The organism is Brevibacillus centrosporus (assembly GCF_046622605.1).
Lineage (GTDB): Bacteria > Bacillota > Bacilli > Brevibacillales > Brevibacillaceae > Brevibacillus > Brevibacillus centrosporus.
The window spans coordinates 4,605,674-4,626,998 of sequence record NZ_CP176856.1; the positions used below are offsets into that span (position 1 = coordinate 4,605,674).

Annotated in this window: 19 protein-coding genes; 7 read left to right on the forward strand and 12 right to left on the reverse strand. The window is 49.0% G+C overall.

Annotation, left to right across the window (positions count from 1 at the left end; translation table 11 throughout):
* Positions 1 to 725: 725 nt before the first annotated feature.
* Genes ACLIN2_RS23255 through ACLIN2_RS23275 form a run of 5 tightly spaced genes read right to left on the reverse strand, consistent with a single transcriptional unit; the run spans position 726 to position 8,035 of the window.
* The gene (locus ACLIN2_RS23255; RefSeq protein ID WP_411502274.1) at positions 726 to 5,870 is read right to left on the reverse strand and encodes a tandem-95 repeat protein; all 5,145 of its coding nucleotides are present in this window, start codon (positions 5,868 to 5,870) and stop codon (positions 726 to 728) included.
* 39 nt (positions 5,871 to 5,909) lie between these two features.
* Positions 5,910 to 6,449: a phage tail protein gene (locus tag ACLIN2_RS23260; RefSeq protein WP_411502275.1), complete on the reverse strand. Its 540-nt coding sequence runs from the start codon at positions 6,447 to 6,449 to the stop codon at positions 5,910 to 5,912.
* 12 nt (positions 6,450 to 6,461) lie between these two features.
* On the reverse strand, positions 6,462 to 6,983 hold the full coding sequence (locus ACLIN2_RS23265; RefSeq protein ID WP_411502276.1) for a phage tail protein: 522 nt from the start codon (positions 6,981 to 6,983) through the stop codon (positions 6,462 to 6,464).
* 38 nt (positions 6,984 to 7,021) lie between these two features.
* Complete coding sequence (locus ACLIN2_RS23270) at positions 7,022 to 7,537, reverse strand: phage tail protein (RefSeq protein WP_411502277.1); 516 nt, start codon at positions 7,535 to 7,537, stop codon at positions 7,022 to 7,024.
* 18 nt (positions 7,538 to 7,555) lie between these two features.
* Complete coding sequence (locus ACLIN2_RS23275; protein ID WP_411502278.1) at positions 7,556 to 8,035, reverse strand: GNAT family N-acetyltransferase; 480 nt, start codon at positions 8,033 to 8,035, stop codon at positions 7,556 to 7,558.
* Between the two features lie 201 nt (positions 8,036 to 8,236).
* On the opposite strand from ACLIN2_RS23275, the gene ACLIN2_RS23280 reads away from it, so the two are divergent.
* Entirely contained in the window at positions 8,237 to 9,346 is a 1,110-nt protein-coding gene (locus ACLIN2_RS23280) for an FAD-dependent oxidoreductase (protein WP_411502279.1), read from the forward strand.
* Positions 9,347 to 9,494: 148 nt separating this feature from the next.
* On the opposite strand, the gene ACLIN2_RS23285 is transcribed toward ACLIN2_RS23280, so the two are convergent.
* From ACLIN2_RS23285 to ACLIN2_RS23295, 3 genes are all read right to left on the reverse strand, one after another.
* Positions 9,495 to 10,016, reverse strand: coding sequence for an MgtC/SapB family protein (locus ACLIN2_RS23285; protein WP_411502280.1), 522 nt, complete (start codon positions 10,014 to 10,016; stop codon positions 9,495 to 9,497).
* Positions 10,017 to 10,046: 30 nt separating this feature from the next.
* Positions 10,047 to 10,538 (reverse strand): MFS transporter, encoded by a 492-nt coding sequence (locus ACLIN2_RS23290; RefSeq protein ID WP_411502281.1) that lies wholly within the window; start codon positions 10,536 to 10,538, stop codon positions 10,047 to 10,049.
* A gap of 260 nt (positions 10,539 to 10,798) precedes the next feature.
* Positions 10,799 to 11,335: a GNAT family N-acetyltransferase gene (locus ACLIN2_RS23295; protein ID WP_092275959.1), complete on the reverse strand. Its 537-nt coding sequence runs from the start codon at positions 11,333 to 11,335 to the stop codon at positions 10,799 to 10,801.
* 143 nt (positions 11,336 to 11,478) lie between these two features.
* Between ACLIN2_RS23295 and ACLIN2_RS23300 the strand changes: the two genes are divergently transcribed.
* Together ACLIN2_RS23300 and ACLIN2_RS23305 are read left to right on the forward strand one after the other, a co-directional pair.
* On the forward strand, positions 11,479 to 11,997 hold the full coding sequence (locus tag ACLIN2_RS23300) for an acyl-CoA thioesterase (protein WP_092275738.1): 519 nt from the start codon (positions 11,479 to 11,481) through the stop codon (positions 11,995 to 11,997).
* Between the two features lie 144 nt (positions 11,998 to 12,141).
* Entirely contained in the window at positions 12,142 to 12,318 is a 177-nt protein-coding gene (locus ACLIN2_RS23305) for a hypothetical protein (protein ID WP_246070938.1), read from the forward strand.
* Between the two features lie 275 nt (positions 12,319 to 12,593).
* Here ACLIN2_RS23305 and ACLIN2_RS23310 read toward each other — a convergent pair whose 3' ends face one another.
* The gene (locus ACLIN2_RS23310) at positions 12,594 to 14,117 is read right to left on the reverse strand and encodes a glycine betaine uptake BCCT transporter (RefSeq protein WP_411502282.1); all 1,524 of its coding nucleotides are present in this window, start codon (positions 14,115 to 14,117) and stop codon (positions 12,594 to 12,596) included.
* 562 nt (positions 14,118 to 14,679) lie between these two features.
* On the opposite strand from ACLIN2_RS23310, the gene ACLIN2_RS23315 reads away from it, so the two are divergent.
* Positions 14,680 to 15,063 carry a MarR family winged helix-turn-helix transcriptional regulator gene (locus ACLIN2_RS23315; protein ID WP_411502283.1) on the forward strand — a complete coding sequence of 128 codons (384 nt, stop codon included), beginning with the start codon at positions 14,680 to 14,682 and terminating at the stop codon, positions 15,061 to 15,063.
* 3 nt (positions 15,064 to 15,066) lie between these two features.
* A complete protein-coding gene (locus tag ACLIN2_RS23320) occupies positions 15,067 to 15,435 on the forward strand; it encodes a VOC family protein (RefSeq protein ID WP_092275744.1) in 369 nt (122 codons plus the stop codon).
* Positions 15,436 to 15,644: 209 nt separating this feature from the next.
* Here the strand turns inward: ACLIN2_RS23320 and ACLIN2_RS23325 are convergent, their stop codons facing one another.
* The gene (locus ACLIN2_RS23325) at positions 15,645 to 18,569 is read right to left on the reverse strand and encodes a WG repeat-containing protein (RefSeq protein WP_411502284.1); all 2,925 of its coding nucleotides are present in this window, start codon (positions 18,567 to 18,569) and stop codon (positions 15,645 to 15,647) included.
* Positions 18,570 to 18,807: 238 nt separating this feature from the next.
* Positions 18,808 to 19,911 (reverse strand): NAD(P)-dependent oxidoreductase, encoded by a 1,104-nt coding sequence (locus tag ACLIN2_RS23330; RefSeq protein WP_411502285.1) that lies wholly within the window; start codon positions 19,909 to 19,911, stop codon positions 18,808 to 18,810.
* Here ACLIN2_RS23330 and ACLIN2_RS23335 point away from each other — a divergent pair.
* Both ACLIN2_RS23335 and ACLIN2_RS23340 read left to right on the forward strand, forming a co-directional pair.
* Positions 19,877 to 20,344, forward strand: coding sequence for a Crp/Fnr family transcriptional regulator (locus tag ACLIN2_RS23335; protein WP_400587873.1), 468 nt, complete (start codon positions 19,877 to 19,879; stop codon positions 20,342 to 20,344). The genes ACLIN2_RS23330 and ACLIN2_RS23335 overlap by 35 nt on opposite strands.
* Before the next feature lie 21 nt (positions 20,345 to 20,365).
* Positions 20,366 to 20,794 (forward strand): DMT family transporter, encoded by a 429-nt coding sequence (locus ACLIN2_RS23340; protein WP_122960844.1) that lies wholly within the window; start codon positions 20,366 to 20,368, stop codon positions 20,792 to 20,794.
* 10 nt (positions 20,795 to 20,804) lie between these two features.
* Here the strand turns inward: ACLIN2_RS23340 and ACLIN2_RS23345 are convergent, their stop codons facing one another.
* Positions 20,805 to 21,278 (reverse strand): hypothetical protein, encoded by a 474-nt coding sequence (locus tag ACLIN2_RS23345; protein ID WP_411502286.1) that lies wholly within the window; start codon positions 21,276 to 21,278, stop codon positions 20,805 to 20,807.
* Between the last annotated feature and the right edge of the window lie 47 nt (positions 21,279 to 21,325).

Below are 21,325 nucleotides of genomic sequence, written 5' to 3' on the forward strand. Positions count from 1 at the left end.
GCACTATTTAGTTTCCTTTTGATTGTAAGGGCGAAGTATTAACCTAGTTGTTGGCTGTAAGAAGGATAGCTTAAGATTTTGTTAAAGTGCAGAGGGGGCTAGAGTCCTGTCGAGGCTGTCTAAGCGGCGAGCGATCACTTAGGAATGTAGGTAACTTTAGTTGGGAGACAAGTGCGATCCTATTTTGTACGATGAAAATACCAATTGTAAATTTTTCCTTTTATTCGTTGATGGAACGCCGTGTGCGTTGAAAATCGCCTGCACGGTGTAGGCTCGAACGAAAGCCCTCGCATACACTTCACACGCAGTATGGTTCAGTAAAAGAAGTGAATGGCGTTCTCACCCCTATAGCAGTCTCCATTTATGGGGGACGAATCGATTACAGAACAGGGACAGGTACGATCACTTTATACGACGGTAACCATGTAGCGGTTACCGTCATTACGATTCATATTTTACCTAAAAGCTAAGCTCCCCATCAACGATCCCTTAGGAAAACCTAGGGGTCTTCTTTTACTATATAATGATTAACAATCACAATTTCTCATTGGCATCCATGAAACACATTGCTTTCAATTTATCATATATGCCATGCCTGTTCGATTGTATAAAAAAAGATAGCTCTCCGAGTAGCCCTAGTAACGGCTATGGGAAAAGCTATCTTTCTTTTTTTCTCACTGACAAGAGGCAGACCTGCTAGAAAACAGGCCCACCTCACCATCCACCTACGGATTTTCCCCTCCTAGTTCCCACTCCTGTAAGTATCCCGTATAGGAAGTGGCCCGCAAGCTCAGTTCCTCCCCATCATACCGGAACGAAGGAAACTCAAACCTGCCTCGTTTCATCGTACCTACCGCAACGATCTCGTCATCCTTCACGAGCTCTATTTTCATGACTGCCAACTCGTCATAGAGTGTTCCTGTCATGCTGTAGCTCTTCTTCTTTTTGTCTTCCTGCTTCTTGAGCTCTTTGATCTGAACGCTCTTCGTATCGAACAGCTGGATTGGGAGCGTAATGATCTGCTCCTTTTTCTTCGAGCTGCTCGGCTTGATAATCAACTGAACGTTTTCTGGCAGCTCGTCTTTCTCCTCAAACGAATGGGTAAAGACAAAGGAATTTTCCTCCTGATCAACGTCTGCATCATATTCCTTCTTCCCCATCTTCACTTGGACAGAAAGCTTTTCTTTGGCTGGCAGTTCACCACTGATACGTAATTCGTACCCATCAGGAGATTCGATATTGTCGAGCGATACATCGAGTTTCCGCTCATCTACCCATGGTTGATCATACACTTTGACCAGGATAGAGACGGCAGCGCCTTTGAAGGTAGCCGTGAGTAACGTTGTCCCTGTGCCATTCGCCACGATTTTTCCTTTAGTGACGGAAGCGACCTTTCTGTTTTTGGTAGTCCATCTCACTTCGTCCGTCACATCGCGCTTGGTACCCTGTTTGTAATGGGCGAAAATCGTGAATGGTTCGGAGTCTTTCGGGCTCATGACGAGTATCGTCGAGTCCGCTACCAGTTGAACGATTTTGCCTTCTTCTACTTTTATCGTAGCCTTGTCTTTTACTTTGCCGTCGAGACTCGATACGGTAATGGTAGCCGTTCCTTTGCTGCGAGCAACGACCTTTCCCGTCTCGTCGACGGTTGCTACTGACGTTCGGCTCGATTTCCAGACGAGCAGATTTCCTGCATCTTGGTCTGGCTTGATTCGAACGTCGAGAACAACAGGATCATCACCTTCTGTCATCGTCAGACTGTGTTTCACCAGCTTGATTTCGGTAATCGGCGTGTACGCCCGCTCAATCGTCAGCTTGTACGTCTTCTGTGTACCATCCTGTGCTTTCACGATTACGTCGATCTGGTTGTTTCCTGGCTTCAGTGCAATCGGCGCGCTAGTCGTGCCGCTTTCCACTGCTTCTTTGTTTACTGTCACGCTTGCCGCTGCGTTCGTCGTTGTCGGCGCCACCTCAATGCTCAAGACGTCCTTAGGCACTTTTACCGTGTAGCTCATTCGCTTTGAGCTAAAGGACGGCGTGAGGTTGCCCTCAGATACACGCAGATCTTGGAGAGTAGCGTCATTGCTCGCTTTGCGGCTAATCGTTACCGTTGCTGTGTTGGAATCCACTCTTCCATCATTGACTTTGAACGTAAAACTATCATTACTGATGCTAGAGCTTCCCCTGCTAGGGGTATACGTGTAGGTACCCGACTTCGCATTGGTAAGGGTGACCTTTCCTTTGCTGGCCTGACGCACAAGGACAAAAGTAAGCTCATCGTCATCCTCATCCGTTGCTGTCAAGACGCCTTTGACCTGCTCAGGTTTTTCTGCGAGCAAGTATCCGTTCAGAGCCCGTGGGGGATGATTAACCTCATTTACCATCACAGTGAACGATTCGCTCGCACTCGATTTCCCGTCACTGACCGTGACCGTAATCGTAGCGATACCATTCTGTCCTGCTCCAGATGTTACCTGGATGGTTCGATTGGTTCCACTTCCAGCTAGAACGATATTCTCATTCGGCACGAGTCGCTGATTATCGGAATACGCCGTAACGACCAAAGCGCGCGGATCGTCATCCGGATCGCTTACTGTAAAGTCCAGCTTCTCGGTACGTCCGCCCTGATCAATTTTCTGATCGGCAATCGCACTGATGGTCGGAGAGTACACTGGTGCAGGCGGTATGACTACAGCCGAAATTGTAATGCGGATCGTTGCCAGATTCGAGTCCACCGTTCCATCGTTTGCAAGGTAAGTAAAGAAGTCGCTACCCGTCGCATTCCTTTGCGGGGTGTACGTATACGCACCAGTAGCGTCCATCACGACCGTTCCTTTGGTGCCTTGATCCACGATCTGATAAATGAGTGGATCCCCCTCTACGTCACTTGCAACTGCTTTGCCCTGTTTAGCCTGATTCTGCGTCAACCGCAGGGTTCCATCGTTTGCTACCGGCGCATCATTTTCTCCGGTGATCATGATCGTGAATGTGGCCGCTGTCGCCGCATATTCGTATCCATCTGACCCTTCCCACGAGAAAGATGTGCTACCATTCCAATTCGCATCCGGTACAAAAGTCAGCTTGGACAGATCAACTGCGGGAATCTCCTGTTGCGCCCGTACCTTTATGCCATCAAGTGCGAATGCTCCATGTGAAGGCAGGCTTTCGATCCTGACCTGATACAGTGGATCTCCCTCTGCATCTGTGTATGTGGAAGTAAAATCACTCGTCACAAACGACAACGTAGTGTCTTCATTACCGCTCTTGCTACTGCTTGCAACGACCGGCGGGTCATTGACCGGATCTACTTCCAAAGTGAAGGTGGCGGTATTGGAAGAATAATCGAAACCGTCATGCCCACTCCACGTAAAACTCGTTGTGCCGGCCCAGTTTGCGTTTGGCGCGAAGACAAGTTTAGAGAGCTCACTGGCTGGCACTTCGCTGTTTGCATGCAATCCCGTACCATCGAGCTTCAAAGTTCCATTAGCAGGAGCCGTTACGAGCTGAATTTTTTTCAGGGTGTCACCGTCTGCGTCAGCAAACCCTTTTGTGAAGTCAGCTTCTGTGAACCGAATGTCTTGATCCTCCGTACCTGATTTGGTGTCGTCGCTCACTGTAGGTAAATCGTTCACGTTTGCAATTTCCAAAGTGACTTTTGCCGAAGTGGGTGAATAGCCGTTTCCATCATGTCCGACCCAGTCAAAGGAATACGTGCCACTTTTGCCCGGCAGAAGTGAGTACGTAAGCGAAGAAAGATCAGACAGCGAAATGACCTGATCGACCGTCACTTCTGTCCCACTTACTTTCAATGTTCCTTGTGCCGGCAAGCTAACCACCTTCATTTGAGTTAATGTGTCCCCTTGGTCCACATCATCAAACGCTTGAGTAAAGTCACTCGCCGCAAATGCGATCGTCTGGTTTTCCATAGCACTCTTCGTGAAATCACGAACTACAGGAAGATCATTTACAGCCGAGAACATCAAAGTGAAAGCCGCAGCTTCTGAAGAATACGCGTTGTCATCATGGCCCTTCCAGGTAAAGGAAGTCGTGCCGTTCCAGTTTGCATTTGGTGAAAAACTCAGTTTTGCCAGATCGGTGACCGGAATTTCTTGTTGATTTGTAACAGCGGCACCATTGAGCATCAAGATACCATTTCCCGGCAAGCTCGTGATCTGGATTTTTTGCAAGTCTTTCATTTCCGGATCGAGATAGAAACCGGAAAAATCGCTTGCTGCAAAGGAAAGCTGCGTATCTTCCTGACCGCTTTTACTGTTGTTTGCTACGACTGGTGGCTCGTTTACGTCCTTGATCTGGATCGTAAAGGGCTTATCTATCGTTGCTCCACGTGAATCCGTCGCTTGAATCACGATCGAGTAGCTCTGCTTTGCACCCTCGTAATCAAATACTTCGTTGGACATTAGCTTATTCCCGCTGATAGTAAAGCTTGCTGTATCTCCACTGACCAGAGAATACGTAAAGGTCTCTCCCGTATTGGAATCGGTCGCTTGCAGCGTTCCAATCTCGGTATTTTTCGGTTTATTTTCTTCGATCACTGCGCTCGACAAAGTCAGATTGCTTGGTGGATCGTTTGGTTCCCTTCGATTAATTACGACCATGTAGGTTTTAGAAGTATCGCTACTCGAAGTAACCTTGACATCAATAATCGTAAGTCCAACTGAAACCGGAATATCACCACTAGTCTGTCCACTAGTGATCGTTGAGTAGGTCCCATTGTTTACTGCATACTTGACGTTCGCCTGACTTTCTACAGCAACCGGGGTTATTTTGATGGTATTTGTCGTATCTGGAACACTCATCGTGTAGCTCAGCACATTGGAACTAAACACCGGGGTCAACGTCCCAACGCTGATCTTAAGATCCCTTAACAAATCGGAAGCGGTCTGAATTTGCGTCAATATGACTGGCCCAGTATCTCCCCCGACCATGACGAACCGTCTCTGTTCGGCAGAATAACCGATGCCATACAAATCGTCCGTCTGGCCTGACGATTCAGAAGTATCCCAGTCTTTGGCATCGTAGGATGTCAGCAGTTCGCCCGCAGCCCCTGCTGCTGTGTATTTCCCGTTGCCATAAGCAACTGCGTACAAATCTCCTGCTCCTGGTACATTTGCACTCGTCCAACTCATTCCATTGTCCGAGTAATAGATCACGCCCTCACCGACGGCTACAAATCGGTCGTCTCCGTATTGAACAGCATATAACGGGGGGGAGCCACTCATTTGTTCCGTCCAGTTTTCCCCATTATCGGAAGTGTATATATTACCAGCTGAACTAACCGTCACGAATTTTCCTGCTGCATACACGATGCCAAAGAGCGAATCAATGCTGTTCCCAGGCAAACTGCGGTACGTCCAAGAAGCCCCATTAGAGGAAGTGAGGATCGTACCTTGTTTGCCGACAGCTACATAGGTGCCGCCACCAAAGGCAATGCCGTAAAGATCCGAGGCCGTATTAGATTGCTGTTTCGCCCAGCCACTGGAAGCTGTCTTGTCGTTGGAGCGATAGATCTTCCCACCCGAGCCGACCAGAGTCCAGTGATCGCCGTCATGCACCGCATCCGTCCAATCGTCGACTGCTCCTGCGGGCACCTGCTTATCCCAGCTCGTGCCATTGCTAGATGTCAGCAAGGTAGCCGAATATCCCATTGCCAGCCATTCGCCCCCACCGTAGCGAACCGCTTGAAGTAAATTCGAGGTTGGAATACTTGATGCGCTAGACCACAATTCTGCAGCTTTCCCGTGCTGTTGTGTGGGGATAACATTCCCTAGAATCAATAGGCATAAGAGCATGACACAAAGCTTTTTCCACAAGCTTTGTCTCTGTTGCAGCATAAGTTTCCGTTCTCCCATTGCTATCCCTCCCTTCCTAGTTTTCATTTCAAGACTTCGTTATGACCTTGAGGGAAATACCCCCTGCAGGCAAATAATGAAATTGATACCCAGATACGGCTGCATATTGTTATGGGGCAGCCCCATCCCAGTCGTGGCTGTTATCCTAGGGTCCATTGAACTGTCAGGGGCTGCATTACTGTAGAGGGGCGTGTCTTTCTTAACAAACTTGCCTTGCTGCGCCGCCTTCGCCCAGACAGCTCCATCAGGATTGTTTGTGTTTCCATACTCATTGACTGCTTGGGGCATATGCGTGTGTGCGGGTATCTGATTTACGTTAAGTGTTGCGGTAGGACTCCCGACTTCTTCTCCTATCGTTCTTGGAGTCAGTCCAGGTCCCTGCCCCTGATGTATAGGGGCTCGTCCTCTCAGGTCAGGCAATGCAAAAGTGTTTACACCGTCCCCACCGTACTGGACTCCAATAATAGAAAAAAGAGCCGTATAGTTTCTAATAGCAAGCAATTGACCATTACAAAAAGCCCAGTTCGCCGGCTCAAAATTCCCTGCAAATATCCGGATTTCCCCGATATATGGATCCATAACATCCCCTCCTTAACTCCTTGGCGGAAAAATACCTGTCAAAGCAATACAAAAGTTTAAAACGATATATGGCTGCCTATTTTCGTGTCGCTGACTGCCACCCGTTACAGATAAAGCCGCAGAGTGCATAATAGAATCGGGAAGAGATGCATCTGCTGTGGCATAGCTGTTTTCTCTGGCTGCCCATACATTCCCAACCGGCGAGGATTCACTTGCTTTTTGCGAAGATGCCGACACAGTATGCATGTGAGCAGGCATTTCTTGCATGATCAGCGTGTGCGACTCTTCGCCGGCTGATTGTCCCGCAACAACGGTATAGCCAAATTCATTAGAAGTCCCGACGTGGACGGGTATCCTTCCTTGAAGATTGGGCAGAGCAAAGGTAGTTCTTCCATCCCCGCCATACGTTGTTCCCAGGAGTGAAAATAAGGCAGTATTCGTTTGAATGCTTAATAACTGGCCGTTGCACATTGCCCACCCCTTTGGTGCGAAATCCATCGCAAAAAGGCGTATTTCTCCCACAAACGGTTCCATTCAATCTCCTCCATTACGATTACTACTAGCGTGAAGAATTAGCCCCTGCTAGGAAATATGCCTTCCAATGCAATAATGAAATTAACCGTCAACGAGGGCATCATATTGTCATGAGGCTGGCTACCACCAACAGTAGAGATCGAGCCTGCCCTCATCTGTCCCGGACTAGTAGGAGAAGCCGTGTACGCGCTTTGTGGCTGTATCCCCCACATCTTGCCTGCCGGAGTGTCAGCTCCTGCCGCTGATTCAGCACTCAGCGTATGTGTATGTGCCGGGAGTTGGCTTTGAATCAAGGTTACTGACTCCGCTCCCCCAATCTGGCCCTGCACATAGGTACCGCCCCCACTCAATGTGCCCATATGGATCGGGACTCTCCCCCGCAAATCAGGCAGGCCAAATGTAGTAACACCGTTACCCCCATAGGTAGTGCCGACTAAAGCATAAAGTGCCTCATTTCCCGAAATATTTAAGATTTGTCCGTTGCATAACGCCCATCCTACTGGAGCAAAGTTCCCACCAAACATTCGAATTTCTCCAATGTACGGTTCTGCCATTTGAAACATCCCCTTCTTTCATTTTCCCCCAAGCTCTTCCCTACGCCACTGCATCCGTACATATACTTCATCCACAGAAACCACCGAAAAACCCAGCCTGTCATACAATCGCTTGGCTGGGTTGGAAACTAGCACACTCAAAGAAAGAGTCTTTTTCTGTTGTAATGCCTCTCGTTGCAGACCTAATAATAATCCAGTGCCTATGCCTTTATTGCAATAAGCAGGCAAGAGAGAAATGTCCACCAGATGTAGTTCTTGGGAAGTCCTGTTTACAAGGATCCTGCCTATTTTTTCTTTATTGGCTAAAATGATCCATTGATTCATAGCTGGAAACTGCAATCGGTAGGAATGTGTTTGCGCTTCCCACTGCATGCGTAAAAACTGATCTGCCATCGTCTGATCGAATCCCCATAATGCGATTTCATCAGAGCGAGTGGTGCCGAACAGTTGGAATAGAAAAGGTTGATCTTCTTCACAAACAGGAACGGTCTCGATCATTTTGCTCCTCATAAAAACAGACATTCGTGAATATGACATCTTTTACATTCCTATTCTATGTAATCTTATTTTTATAGTCAATTATTACTCACAAACTTATGATAGATGCTTTTTATGTCCTGTGGTATAACTTGGATAGATGACTACTATGATCGTGCTGCGTTATTGATAGGCTGTTTTCATATGAGAGGAGTTTGCGGAATGGGTCTCAAATTAAGTCGACGCTCTTTTATTAAGACTGGTGTAGCTGCAACCGTTACAGGCTTGTTCTTGGGGGATGCAACTCGCGCACTGATGCCTGTCCAAGCGGCAGAAGCTGCCTCCCTCCCCCAACCGACCAAAAAACTGGACGTGCTTGTGGTCGGTGCTGGCATCTCCGGCCTGGCTGCCGCCCACATGCTGGGCAAGAACGGATTTACGGTTACAGTTTTGGAGGCCCGTGATCGAATCGGTGGTCGTATCTGGACCGATTATGAAAAAGGGAATCCTACAGAGCTGGGAGCATCCTGGCTGCACGGAATCAATTACGGGAACCCTACCTCTTTTTTGACCCAAATCTATGAGCAACAGCGAAATGACCAATCCCGCGACTCCAAAGGGTTTGATCAAATCTTTCGCAGATTGACCGCGGGCTTGGACATTCAGCAAAACCAAATTGTTCACCAAATTCATCACGACAAAAACGGCGTCCGCGTCGCGACATACAGTGATGTTTTCCAGGCCAAGTACGCAGTTGTTACACTTCCGCTTGGCGTACTGAAAAGTGGCAATATCACCTTTGAGCCACAGCTGCCCACCAGCAAGCAAGAAGCGATCAACAGACTGGATACTGGCTTGATCAACAAGCTCTACCTCCACTTCCCGTATGCTTTTTGGGACAAAGACAGCGATACGATCGATCTCCCAACAGGGAATGGACAAACACAAGAGCTCCTGAACCTTTACAAATATACAAATCAACCTATCCTGCTTGGTTCATTTACGGCAGCTACAGCCGCGAACATGGAAAAGTGGAGTGATGAGCAGATTGCGAATTATGTGATGGATGGATTGTTGCAAAAGTACGGAAGTGGCATCCCTTTCCCAACTGCCAGCAAAATGACGCGTTGGGCATCTGATCCGTATTCTCTCGGTTCCTATGCGTTCCACACCCCCCACTCTACACCAGAGGATATGATCGCTTTGGGAGAGAGCGTCAACAACCGACTCTTTTTCGCAGGAGAAGCTACCAATCCTGATAACTACGCGAGTGTACACGGAGCGTATTTGACAGGATTGCGCGAAGCCAAGAAAATTATGAGCCTTGCTTAAAAAATGAAATTATCTGGAGAGTAGAGCTTTTCCCTCAACGATCGTTGGCCCTTGGTGTAATCCAAGGGCTTTTTGCTCTACTCTGGAATAATAAAAAGCCCCAGATCTAGCACCTGCCTAGATCCGGGCCCTCCTGTATTCTCCTCATTCAACCCACGCCTTGCTGCTTGACGCTATTTGTTTTCTCGCTGCTTTCCCCTCGCTTTTGCTGGACATCTTCAAAGCGTTGGCTCAGCCTTGCCAAGACAAAGGAAATAATAACAGAGAAAATGACAATTCCATAAAACCCGGCTCCAATTCCAATGCCGATGCCTCCGGCGAAAAAGATCATCGCAGCCGAGGTCAAGCCCTTTACCTGCAAGCCATCCTTCAAGATCACGCCTGCTCCCAAAAAGCCCAGCCCGGTCACGATTTGCGCAGCCAAACGCATCGGATCCATCATCGTTCCGCTGTTCGGGGTACTGTACATTTTTGCGCTATAAATGGAGACCAGCGTAATCAGCGTGCAGGCGACGGAAACGTACATATACGTTTTCAGACCGGCTGGCTTGTTTCGATGCGAGCGATCCCACCCGATGAACATGCCGAGTACAGCACTGACGACAACACGGATATACATCTCCAGATTCATGAAGACATGCTGCTCGTAAATGACATTCAAATATTCCATCCCAAGCACCTTCTTTTTGCGATAGAGACATTATATGCGCTCGCTTGTTGAAAAGACCGGCGGAACTGAATTTGGGACGAACAAAGCAGATACCAGCGAAATGGCACCAATGACAATGATGAACAGACCGACTGGCACCCAAGAGCCGTTAAAGGAATGGATAAGCGTAGTCGCGATCAAAGGCGCCATTCCTCCCGCAAGCGCAGCCCCTACTTGATACCCAACCGAAATGCCTGTATACCTCACTCTAGCGCCAAACATATCCGAAACAAGCGTCCCCATGACCGCCGTAATTACACCCCACAGCCCCATTCCCAAGACGGTAGCCAGCGTCAGGGTATAAACCGATTGATAGGAGAGCAGCTGAAAATACGGGAAAGCGAAGAGCATCATTCCAGATGTGCCCATGATAAAAATTCTCTTTCTGCCGATTTTGTCTGCCAGCATCCCGGTGACAGGAATGACAAAAGCGGAGAACAATGTCCCGAGTGTCACTGCGTTCAAAACCGCCCCTCGTTCCATATGGAGCTGCCCTGTTGCATAGGAGAGGACGAACGTCGCGAAAATATAAAAAGGCGCCGATTCTACCAGCTGATCCCATCATCGGAATACTGCCGCCAAAGCCTCGCTTGCTTTCCGGAGAATACTCCACAGCTAAGAGCAAAGCCCCTCCCCATTCTCCGCCGATCCCGATCCCCTGAATCAGACGAAGCAAAACGAGCAAGCAGGGAGCCCATCACGTCTCCAGCAGCTACTGCCCCGAGAGAACCTCCTTTTCCTATTTACAGCATCCGCTCCAGCTGAATATCCAGCGGCTCTCTTTCATAGATTCGCTGATTGATTTCAGCAGCAAGCACGCAGCCTGCCGAACGATAAAAATGCTGGGTCTCGATAGATGGATGTGCCGCTATGTACAGCTTTTTGGCTCCGAGAGTTTTTGCTTTTTCACAGCACAGGGCAAACAACGTCCCTCCGATGCGCTTGCCCCTTTGCTCGTTGCTGACGTGGATATAAGGAAGTTCTACGTATTCACCCTGACTGCCAAACAGTTCTCCCTCGATATTGGCAAAGCCAACCAGCGTATCGGTAGCGAAAGCACCCACGACAACGCCGCCCTCGCGCACACATCGCTGCAGATCCTGCAAAACCAGCTGCTTCTTGTCGTCGTCCCAGTGATCTACAAAATGATCGTCCTTTTGCTTCCACTCCCCGCCTTCGATATACCAGACGCGTTTCGTCTCCTGATAGCGGTTAAAGGATCGCAGCAGAGAAGCGTCCAGCTCTGCTGGCGAAAGCTCTCTGTAGCGGATTTCTTCCATAAACCTCGCATCCTTTCTGCCTTTCATGCTATTTCTTTATGCTACCATAGAAGGGAGCTTCTGGCTTGCTTCGCGCATAGGGTTGTGAAACAATATAGCCATTCCCCCCATTCTAAATAAGCTTTCGAAAGGGAGTCCTCTGCATGACAGTAGAACGCTTTGTCCGGGAGACACGCACCTTTAAGGCGAGCCATGTCCTTCCCCCTGACACGAACAACCACAACACTCTTTTCGGTGGCAAGCTAATGTCCTATATCGACGACGTTGCCTCACTCTCTGCCATGAAGCTTGCACGTGGCCCTGTAGTGACAGCCTCGACTGATTCCGTTGACTTTTTGCAGCCTATCCCGATCGACCACGAGGTATCGCTGGAAGCTTTCGTCACGTGGACGCACAAGACGTCGATGGAGATCTTCGTGAAAATCGTGGCAGAGGATTTGCTCACAGGCGAACGAAATGTTTGTGCGACTTCCTTTTTGACATTCGTCGCTTTAGGAGCAGATGGAAAGCCGACGACAGTTCCGAAAGTCATTCCTGAGACAAAGGAAGAAATCTTCCTGCATGAAAGCGCTCCGGAACGGGCAGATGCCCGCAAGCAGCGCCGCACGCGCAGTAAACATTTGGCCGATCTCCTGGGAACATCCAGACCTTGGGAGACCTAATGTGACCATAACGATAGGAAACCACGTCCCACTTCCACACGGAGCGGGACTGTTTTCTATCTCCTGTATTCGTATCACCCCCTTGCCAAACACAGTCAAAAGTCTTTATACTTTTTGAAGCCCACCATATAAGAGGTGATTGATATGACACAGCTGGAATTAACGACCCTGATTGCCTATCTCGCATTTACGGTCTTTTTTCTGGTCGCGTACAAGCTGGATCAGTTTTCCCTGCTCGGACTTATTATCGCTCTGCTTGCAACGGCTGTACTGGCTGTTCTCTTTTATGTCATCATGGCAAAATACTGGCCTGCGTTGTAAATTAGGAAACTTGGCTCCACCAAGCCTTTTGGTGGAGCCTTAGTTTACAAGAAAAGGCACAGCCCACCGGAAAAGTGGTGTTGTGCCTTTTGACTGATTATGGATTTTGCTTGAGAAATTCCGGATAATTTGTTGTATGTTACCCAATCAAACAGGGCGATACGCTCAGATTCCTTCTCCAAATTGTTTACAATGACCGATGACCGTATTTCCAGCTTTCATGAAGCGTTCTGCATATCTAAGCCCCTGAATGGCAGTCCTCTAGCCTAATGCCTCTACACCTCTTTCAAAAGTCTCTCCAACTTTTTCTGCTGCTCCTTCCGCCTTTTTCGTTCGTGGCGAGCCTCTTCTCCTAATGCCTTCAGCAGCGAGTAACACATCAGTACCATGATTACAGCAAAAGGCAGCGCAGCAACGATCGAAGCCGTCTGAAGTCCTTCCAAACCGCCGCTCAGAAGCAATACTACGGCTGTAGCTGACTGGAGAATGCCCCAAGTGATCTTAACGCGATTGGTCGGGTGTAGATTCCCTTCCGATGACAGCATGCCAAGCACAAATGTGGCAGAATCGGCAGAAGTGATAAAGAACACGGTAATCAAAAAGAGGGCGACAAAGCTCAGGATTTGCCCGAGCGGGAGCTGCTCCAAGGCCAAGAACAAGGCAGTGGAAATGTCCTGATGAACGGCAGAACCGATCGGAGCTTGGTCAAACATTTCGAGGTGGAGCGCAGTTCCTCCAAATACGGAGAACCAGATAAAGCTGAGCAGGCTGGGGACGAGCATGACGCAAATGACGAACTCTTTGATAGTTCTTCCTTTGGATACACGTGCAATAAAAGTGCCGACGAAAGGTGCCCAGGAAATCCACCACGCCCAGTAAAACAGCGTCCAGTTTGCCACCCAGGTTCCTTGCGTGAAAGGAGTGAGGCGCAAGCTCATCGAGATTAGATTGTTTAAATAGCTGCCAAGAGTAGTCGTAAAGGTGTCGAACAAAAAGGCGGTCGGTCCCATGAAAAGGGTGAGAAGCAAGAGACCGAGAGCCAAAACTAGATTGGTATTGCTAAGAAATTTGATTCCTTTATCCAGCCCGGATGTAGAGGATAAAAGATAGAGCACAGTGATGACTGCGATAATGATGATCTGAACGGTGGGGGTGGAAGGGAGCCCAAAGAGATGGGCAAGACCTCCATTAATTTGTAGGGTCCCCAATCCCAGCGAGGTAGCGACACCAAAGGCGGTGGCAATGATGGCGAGCACATCAATGCCTTTGCCGATGGGGCCATTCACCCGGTCACCGAGCAAAGGATAAAATGTGGAAGAGATGAGCCCCTTGGAACCCTTTCGAAATTGAAAGTAAGCTAGACAGAGAGCGATGACAGCATAAATGGCCCAAGGATGAAGCCCCCAGTGAAAAAAAGCAAAGCGCATGGCAGTCTGTGCTGCCTCTGGCGTCTGACCAGCAACACCTGCAGGAGGAGAAAAATAATGGGAGATTGGCTCCGCGACTCCCCAAAAAACAAGCCCGATCCCCATTCCAGCACTAAATAGCATGGCAAACCAGGTAGGGAGAGAGAATTCCGGTTCGTCGTCATCTTCGCCAAGGGTGATTTGCCCGTATTTGCTAAAAGCGAGGAAGAGGCAAAAGGCTAAGAAGCCGAGGGTTACAATCAAGTAAAACCAGCCGAAATTTGTGGTTGTGAGAGTAAGGATCTTTGACGCCGCCTGTGCAAAGAGCGTGGGACTGATGACTCCAACTGACACGATGGCGAGGACAATGATCAAGGATATCAGGAATGTCATGTAGCTCCTCCGAGAATGTGAGTAACAAGATTGGTCAAAGTCAACGACTTCTTATAAAGAAAAGGTGCCAACGAAGGTATAGCATTCCAAGAAAATAAATGATGGCTGAGTACCATATAGACCAGCCTTTATAGACCAGGTAGTGGAATTTCAATCCAGTCCCCCCACCTCCAAGCAGAGAGTATAACCATAAGGGGGTACTCCCATTTTGCACGAATGGCTTTGGCGGTAAACATGTAAGCTGATCCGAGCAAACGTTGTCAGGGAGAACCGCTCCCTTTTTATTGTCAGTCTGGCGATGAATCCTTCAGCATCGTAATGTGCAAGCCTGCCCATTCGAGCGTGTCCCACAGGAGAGCAGTTTGGGACGGACAGCCTTCCATATCGGGAAGAATCAGATGGTGGATATTTTTACCGAAAAACAGTTGCAATACCATCCTATATGGCGTAGGATGAATGTAATTAGTTGCAATGACATCCTATTTGAGGGGGGAGTAAACTGAGCGAGCAGCATTGGAGCCAAGAATCGCACGGCCAGTATATCTCAGCCATCTATCGTCACATGCAGATATTGATCTCATCAGAGCTAGCACCCTATAGAATTGGAAGTGGACAGTATTTTTTCCTGATGGCCATTGCCTTCCAGCAACCAATTACGCAAAAAGCGCTAAGCGAGAAGCTGCTTATCGACAAAACGACCACAGCGAAAGCAATTGCCAAGCTGGAAGCAGAAGGATACGTACGCAGGGAGGCCGATCCGAATGACAACCGCTATCAGCTGCTCTTTTTGACAGATGCAGGTCATGAGGTGGTGCCGGAAGTACAAGAAGCGCTAGGACGCGTTAAGAACAAAACCCGTCAAGGTATTACCGACGACGAGTATGATTTGTTGATAGGCATGCTGAAAACCGTGCTTCACAATCTGACTGACAAAGAGGAGGCGTAAGGGATGATCGTGAATCCGTTCATTGTCGTGGACAACTGCAGTGAGGAGATCAAGTACTATCAGAGCGTTTTTGGCGGCGAGATTGTGATTTTGCGCAAGCAAGGGGATGTGGTGCTAAATGCAGACCTGCATGTTGAGGGAGCTACCCTAAAGTTTGCCGATACTCAAGCAGCAAAGCCGATAGGAAAAGGCGATTACGTGAGAGTCTTTTTACGAATAGAGACAGAGGAAGAGTTCCGAAAGATCTACGGGGAATTTGCGACCGATGGCACTGTGCATACAGAAGTATATGAAGCTCCGTTCAATGGGCTGTTGGCTATCGTTTCCGACCGAAACGGAGTATGCTGGGTGCTTTCTTATTATCGAGAGTAACGCTTATTCGTCTGAAACGATTCTGCTCGTTTGCTTACCAAACACAAAAAGGCTGCTGGAGATGCTCCAAGCAGCCTTGTGAATTTGACTGGATGATTGCTTACGTCTCAACTCGCGGAAAGGCAAGCTTTCCTTTCGCTATCCGAGAGTTAAAGAATGGACGTTCCTCCTACAACTGCTAAATCCCGCTTCAAAGAAGTGGGCTGTTGTTATGGATTTTGCTTGAGGTAGGCAGCCAGAAGCTGAGCAGCCTGTTTGTTGTATTGGTCGATCAAGGTGCTTGACACATTTGCCCTCTCCGCCTGTGGCAAAGGCAGCGCGAGCTCTTCCCATGCTTTCCCGTTGACGAGAATCATCGGGGTGAGCATTTGTTGCTGTGCTGCAGTGAGCGTTGCCGCCGACAGGCTCTTTGCCTTGGCAGCCTGTTTCCCTGCCGTGGTACGCAGCAGCTCCCGAAAGAACATCTCATGATACTCTCTGTACAGGTCCATCGTCTGGTAGTAGCTCATTTTGCCTCGCTCCACCACCAAACCGCGCTTGCCCGCCCATTCCCACAGTTGGGCAGCTGTCATTTTGCTTACCTGCCCAGTCTCCATGAAATAGGAGAGAGCAAACATATCTTCATCGTTTAATGCCACCCGATCCGGGTTTGCTGGGATGATTCCTTTCCCCGCCAGCTCTGTCAGCACCTCTTGCTTCCCTGCTTCTTTTGGCAGCCCAAGGTACAATGCCAGATTCGCGAAGAATTTTTGCTCGCTTGGCACATCTGCTGGCCAGCTGTACGGTTTGTCAAAAGAAAGCAGCTCCAGCGGATTTTGCCGCATCTGGCTAGCGTAAGAAGGAAAGCTCTGCAGCGACATCGGTCGATAGGTTATCGCCGGCTTTTTCGTGAGGAAGGCTGTCTGGAACAGCTCCTGTCCCTCCCGATCGAGATAACCGAACTGCTTGTTTGTGGTGTACACGTAGGTCGGCGCCACTCCTGCCTCATTCCATAGCCCCGGAAACACGTCCTTCATTAAAGCGATCGACTCAAATTTGGCCTCTGTCAGAATCGTACCATCGACTTTCAACAGTCCATACAATCCTGTCTGTTGATCCTGGTAAACGATCGCACCTAATTTGTCTTCTCCCGCAGTCAGGTACTTCAGTGCATGATTGCTTTTGCTGGTCAAGCGTTGACCTTCCGGGGAATAAACGTCCCAGTCAGTTCCTCGCTGTACAAATACGTTATCCAATCCGGTTGACGTTTCGATCGCACTTACTTTGTCAAGCGTTCGCGCTATTTGCCCATTTTTATTGGTCCACACGTCATAGGTACCATCCGGTCGTTGAAGCAGCATAAGACTGTTTTCAGCCGTGAATCTCGCTGAAACGCCTACATAATCGAAATCGCTTACCGGCTGCAGCTGACCGTCTGCGATCCGAACCAATGCCACATAAGCGGAACCCGCTTTTGCGCCCGCTGAATAAAGGTTATTGTCCATTTTCGTAAATACAACAGGTGACTGATCCATCTGTCCTTGCTGCAAAGGAATTTGAATGTCCTTTGTCAGCAGCTCTCCCTGCGGCGTGTACAAATCAGCCACTTTTTCGTCCATCGCGACGATCAGCTTCATCTCTCCACCCTCAAAATAAAGGGAGCGATATGCCTTGCTGATTGGCTGCTGGGTCTTTATATCTACGAGAACGAACCCTTTTTCGGTGCTGCCAGCGGTCGTCACATAATCCGTCAGCGCTTCCTTTCTTGGCTCTGTGTCATTGATGATTCGGCCATCGAATCCGTATGCCGCCGTCGTACCATCCGCCGTGTTTTCAACGATCACCCGATTGGATTTTTGATCGTAGTGGATCACCGTACTCTCCTGCGGTTCAAAGATCCACCCTTTACTCTCGGAATAAAGGCCGATGCGCTTACCGTCTTGTATGCTCAGCATACTGTACGTACCGCCGATCGTGGTAACGGAATCAAACCAGACGGTAGGCTCTGCCATCGGCTGCTCCCACCCGGGAATGAGCCCTTTTTTGCCATCCGCACGAATCAGCAATCGAGCTGCCGGCGGCCCTTCTACCCGTGGATAGGTAAAGGGCACGATCGTTTTTCCTCCGATCTCGGCAATGCCGTAGAGCCCCGTTTTCGGATCCTGTCCCAGCACGTGGTGGTTGGCCAGTATTTCTGCTCCCTTTTTAAAGGTTTGCGCCGTTCCTTTGGACAGGGAATGGTAGGTGATGCTGTCTTTTGTCATGGTAGTGTAAACATCCGGTTGGTTAAACTCAGTGCCAACGTCGGCGTATTGCGGCTCGACCAGCATTTTTCCGCCTTTCCACAGCCCCACACCATCTGGCCCTTCTATTCGCACGAACCCGTTATTCAGGAAATACAAGGCTTTGTAGTTCGGTTCCAGCGCGTATTTCCCATCGACATCCACCAGCCCCTCCTTGCCCCCTGATTGGACTTTCAGATACGCCGTTTTCGGACCACCCTCATTGGGGATCAGCGACGCATTTTTCAGCGTAAATGTTGGTGCAAATGTAACCGGATCATACAGGGTGATTTGATTAGTTGTACTTCCCAGGAAGTACCGAACCGGCTCAGCTGACTGGTCGCTCTCCATTGTCGGGTCCATTAGCTGTACCATCGATAGCTTGCCTGCAAAAGGCGGGATCAGCACTTTTCCTGACGAATCCAGCAGCGTGGATGTCTGACCAATCATCGCAACCACAGTGTCTTGCTCATCTGACAAATAGTACGCGTGTCCTCCAGTGTATTTTGTGGCTGAGAGTTTTCCTGTGGTCAGGTCCAGGTATTGAAACCATCCGCCCTTTTGAACGATGGCGATCTTTCCTGAGGGAATCAACTCGATGCTGTCCCAGATGGCTGGGGTCATTTCATTTCCAGTCTTGTTATCGAGAAGACCGTATTTTCCGGCCTTTGTGACAGTTGTGTAGCTGGAATATCGGCTGTATCCATCATAGACAGGAGATGTTACGAGCTTCGTCCCATCGGTAAAACCAATTTGATAGTCGGTGATATACGGCTGCACCTCGGAAAAGCTTGCTGCCTGCGCAGTGGGAAGCCACGCGACGCTTGCACCGAGCAGGAAGGCCGTACAAGCCGTGAATATCTTTCTATTCATCCAGTCAGTCCCCTCTCCCTCATCTCTTCTTGCTATTAATCAGACGAAGGACGGTGGAAAAGGTTTCAATTTCCCCAAGCCTGCTTCCAAACGATCTCCCACATCGTCATGCGCTCCGGAATTAATAAGCATAACGCTTATTAATTCCTATACGTTGAGAAAAAGCCACAGCAGAACGGCCGTTTTCCATCACCGTCAGCAGTGGCTTTTCCTTGATGCTATATCGATACTGCCTTACTTACTTCTCAAACCACTTAATCAGGGCTTGCGTACCGTTGTCCTCCATGCCGTTTGCCGCCAGCTCATCGTACAGCGATTTGGACAGCTCCAAACCTGGCGTCAGGAGGCCCATCTCCTTCGCTGCCTCCAGGGCGATCCCCATGTCTTTGATAAAATGCTTGATGTAAAAGCCCGGTTCGAAGTTCCCTGCGATCATGCGCGGTGCCAGATTGCTGAGGGACCAGCTTCCTGCGGCACCAGCAGCGATGCTTTCGAGCACGCGTGTCGGGTTGAGTCCTGCCTTTTTCGCATAGGAGATTGCTTCGCACACACCGATCATGTTGGTGGCAATTGCAATTTGATTGCACATTTTCGTATGCTGACCGGCACCCGGTCCTCCTTGGAGAACGACATTTGTCCCCATGACCTTCAGCAGCGGCTCTACAGCGTCAAACGCTTCCTGATCGCCGCCTACCATGATCGTCAGACGCGCTTCACGAGCACCGATGTCTCCGCCGGACACGGGTGCATCCAGCGAATGCAGATCGCGCTTTTTCGATTCCTCGTAAATTTTCACCGCCAAGGATGGCTTGGAGGTCGTCATATCAATTAAAAAAGACCCCGGCTTTGCATGAGTAACGATTCCCTCTGCACCGAGATACACTTCTTCTACATCGCTCGGGTATCCTACCATCGTAATGATTACATCAGAAGCCTGTGCGACTTGTGAAACATGTTCTTTCCACACTGCCCCTTGCTCCAGCAGGTCTTCTGCCTTCGCCTTCGTTCTCGTGTACACGACAACCTGGTAGCCTGCTTTCAAGAAATGAGATGCCATGCTTTTACCCATTACGCCAGTTCCGACAAATCCGATTACGGTCTCTTTTGGTTGTAAAGTCAATTTCTCCACTCCTCTTCGTTCATCTCTATCCGACTCTTTTATTTCTCTGAATCCTTCTATTATTCCTGCTACGCCTGTGCATCTGGAATGATTAACCACATTTCTCTCTGCTTTGTCGAAGAAAAAACAGGGTACCCTTCTTGCACAAAAAATCAAGATATATACGACCTCACCCGATGGCCGATCGTTGCTGCTGCGGTTCAATAATCCGCTTGCCATCATTGGCGATATCGAATTCTTTACCCCCTGCGAGGTCCGCAACACGGTGGAATTCGTTTACCCCAGCTTGCTGGTCGCGATCAGCTACAAGACTTTGCAGGAGCGCTATTTGAATCATCCTCCCTTTCTCCAGTTTATCCTGCAAAAAATAAGTCATAAGCTGTACACCTCTTCCAACTCTACGAGCCTGAATCTTTTGTATCCGGTGGAAAACCGATTTGCCAGCTACTTGCTCTCTACCTTGTCCGATGAATCGGAGCTTCACACCGGCAAGCTCACCGAGATAGCTGATTTGCTCCGTACCAGCTACCGTCATTTGAACAGAGTCATCCGTGATTTACGCGCAGCCCATATCATTGAACGCAAAAAAGGATCCCTTCTCATTATCGACAGGGACAAAATCAAGCAGTTGGCAAATGGCAGTATCTACGAATAGCACGCTCAGGAGGTCATTTTCTTGCAGGGCATTTTGTATTCTTTACTGGCTGGCGTATTCATTTGCTTGCAAAGTGTGTTTAACGCGCAAGCAAGCGAGAAGCTGGGACTGTGGCAGACAAACGCCATCGTACATGGCTTAGGCTTTCTCGTATCCTTTTCGATCTTCCTGTTTGTCCGTGACGGAGAGTGGCAAAAAATCGGGGAGGTCAACAAGGTTTATTTGCTCGGAGGCGTGTTCGGAGCTTTGATTGTATTTGCTGTGATGAAAGGGATTACTTCAATCGGTCCTGCGTACTCCGTATCCATCCTGCTTATCTCGCAGCTTCTCGTCGCGCTGATCATCGATTCCCTCGGCCTTTTTGGCGTGGAAAAGGTACCTATGAATCTAAACAAGGTCATGGGTATAGGCATCATGATCGCAGGTCTGATCATTTTCAAGCTGAAGTAGTGAAGAACAGCTATTTCCGAAAGAGAGAAGATAAACTGTCGTAGCGGCCTTCTTTTCCTAGCACCCTGTACTTGTAGGATAAAAACGCTGTACTACCCACCACGACAAACAAGGCGATGGCAGAAAGCCCTACCAGCTCCATCGAAGGGGTCAACGCCACCTCTCCCTCTCTGCCGCTGTGCAAATAGGCATGAAGAATCTGAAACAGCCAAAAATGGGAGAACAGCGCCCAGCCCCCCGCCACTATCCAATGCTTCCGGTGAATGGCAGACGTCGCTTGCTGTCGAAGCTCTCGTTTTTTCAGCCAGTTGAGGAAAAATCGATAAAAAAGTGGATTGATCAGCAAATAGCCGTAAAAAATCAGCGCTAAGGACGTATGCTGGAAGAGCGTGCTCATCCCCTGTGGAATAAAAACCAGTCCAAAAGGCGTCATCACAAAAGTCAGCAAATAAGATTGCAGCGAGAAAAGAAGCGATTCATACATACCTGGGTTGTCCCCTCCCATGCAGCTTATTCGAGTTCCTTCTCTAC

Excerpts from the sequence above, each read along its gene's own strand:
- ACLIN2_RS23255 (WP_411502274.1), bottom strand. The coding sequence starts at position 5,870 with ATGGGAGAACGGAAACTTATGCTGCAACAGAGACAAAGCTTGTGGAAA.
- ACLIN2_RS23260 (WP_411502275.1), bottom strand. The coding sequence starts at position 6,449 with ATGGATCCATATATCGGGGAAATCCGGATATTTGCAGGGAATTTTGAG.
- ACLIN2_RS23265 (WP_411502276.1), bottom strand. The coding sequence starts at position 6,983 with ATGGAACCGTTTGTGGGAGAAATACGCCTTTTTGCGATGGATTTCGCA.
- ACLIN2_RS23270 (WP_411502277.1), bottom strand. The coding sequence starts at position 7,537 with ATGGCAGAACCGTACATTGGAGAAATTCGAATGTTTGGTGGGAACTTT.
- ACLIN2_RS23275 (WP_411502278.1), bottom strand. The coding sequence starts at position 8,035 with ATGATCGAGACCGTTCCTGTTTGTGAAGAAGATCAACCTTTTCTATTC.
- ACLIN2_RS23280 (WP_411502279.1), top strand. The coding sequence starts at position 8,237 with ATGGGTCTCAAATTAAGTCGACGCTCTTTTATTAAGACTGGTGTAGCT.
- ACLIN2_RS23285 (WP_411502280.1), bottom strand. The coding sequence starts at position 10,016 with ATGGAATATTTGAATGTCATTTACGAGCAGCATGTCTTCATGAATCTG.
- ACLIN2_RS23290 (WP_411502281.1), bottom strand. The coding sequence starts at position 10,538 with ATGGAACGAGGGGCGGTTTTGAACGCAGTGACACTCGGGACATTGTTC.
- ACLIN2_RS23295 (WP_092275959.1), bottom strand. The coding sequence starts at position 11,335 with ATGGAAGAAATCCGCTACAGAGAGCTTTCGCCAGCAGAGCTGGACGCT.
- ACLIN2_RS23300 (WP_092275738.1), top strand. The coding sequence starts at position 11,479 with ATGACAGTAGAACGCTTTGTCCGGGAGACACGCACCTTTAAGGCGAGC.
- ACLIN2_RS23305 (WP_246070938.1), top strand. The coding sequence starts at position 12,142 with ATGACACAGCTGGAATTAACGACCCTGATTGCCTATCTCGCATTTACG.
- ACLIN2_RS23310 (WP_411502282.1), bottom strand. The coding sequence starts at position 14,117 with ATGACATTCCTGATATCCTTGATCATTGTCCTCGCCATCGTGTCAGTT.
- ACLIN2_RS23315 (WP_411502283.1), top strand. The coding sequence starts at position 14,680 with ATGCAGATATTGATCTCATCAGAGCTAGCACCCTATAGAATTGGAAGT.
- ACLIN2_RS23320 (WP_092275744.1), top strand. The coding sequence starts at position 15,067 with ATGATCGTGAATCCGTTCATTGTCGTGGACAACTGCAGTGAGGAGATC.
- ACLIN2_RS23325 (WP_411502284.1), bottom strand. The coding sequence starts at position 18,569 with ATGAATAGAAAGATATTCACGGCTTGTACGGCCTTCCTGCTCGGTGCA.
- ACLIN2_RS23330 (WP_411502285.1), bottom strand. The coding sequence starts at position 19,911 with ATGATGGCAAGCGGATTATTGAACCGCAGCAGCAACGATCGGCCATCG.
- ACLIN2_RS23345 (WP_411502286.1), bottom strand. The coding sequence starts at position 21,278 with ATGTATGAATCGCTTCTTTTCTCGCTGCAATCTTATTTGCTGACTTTT.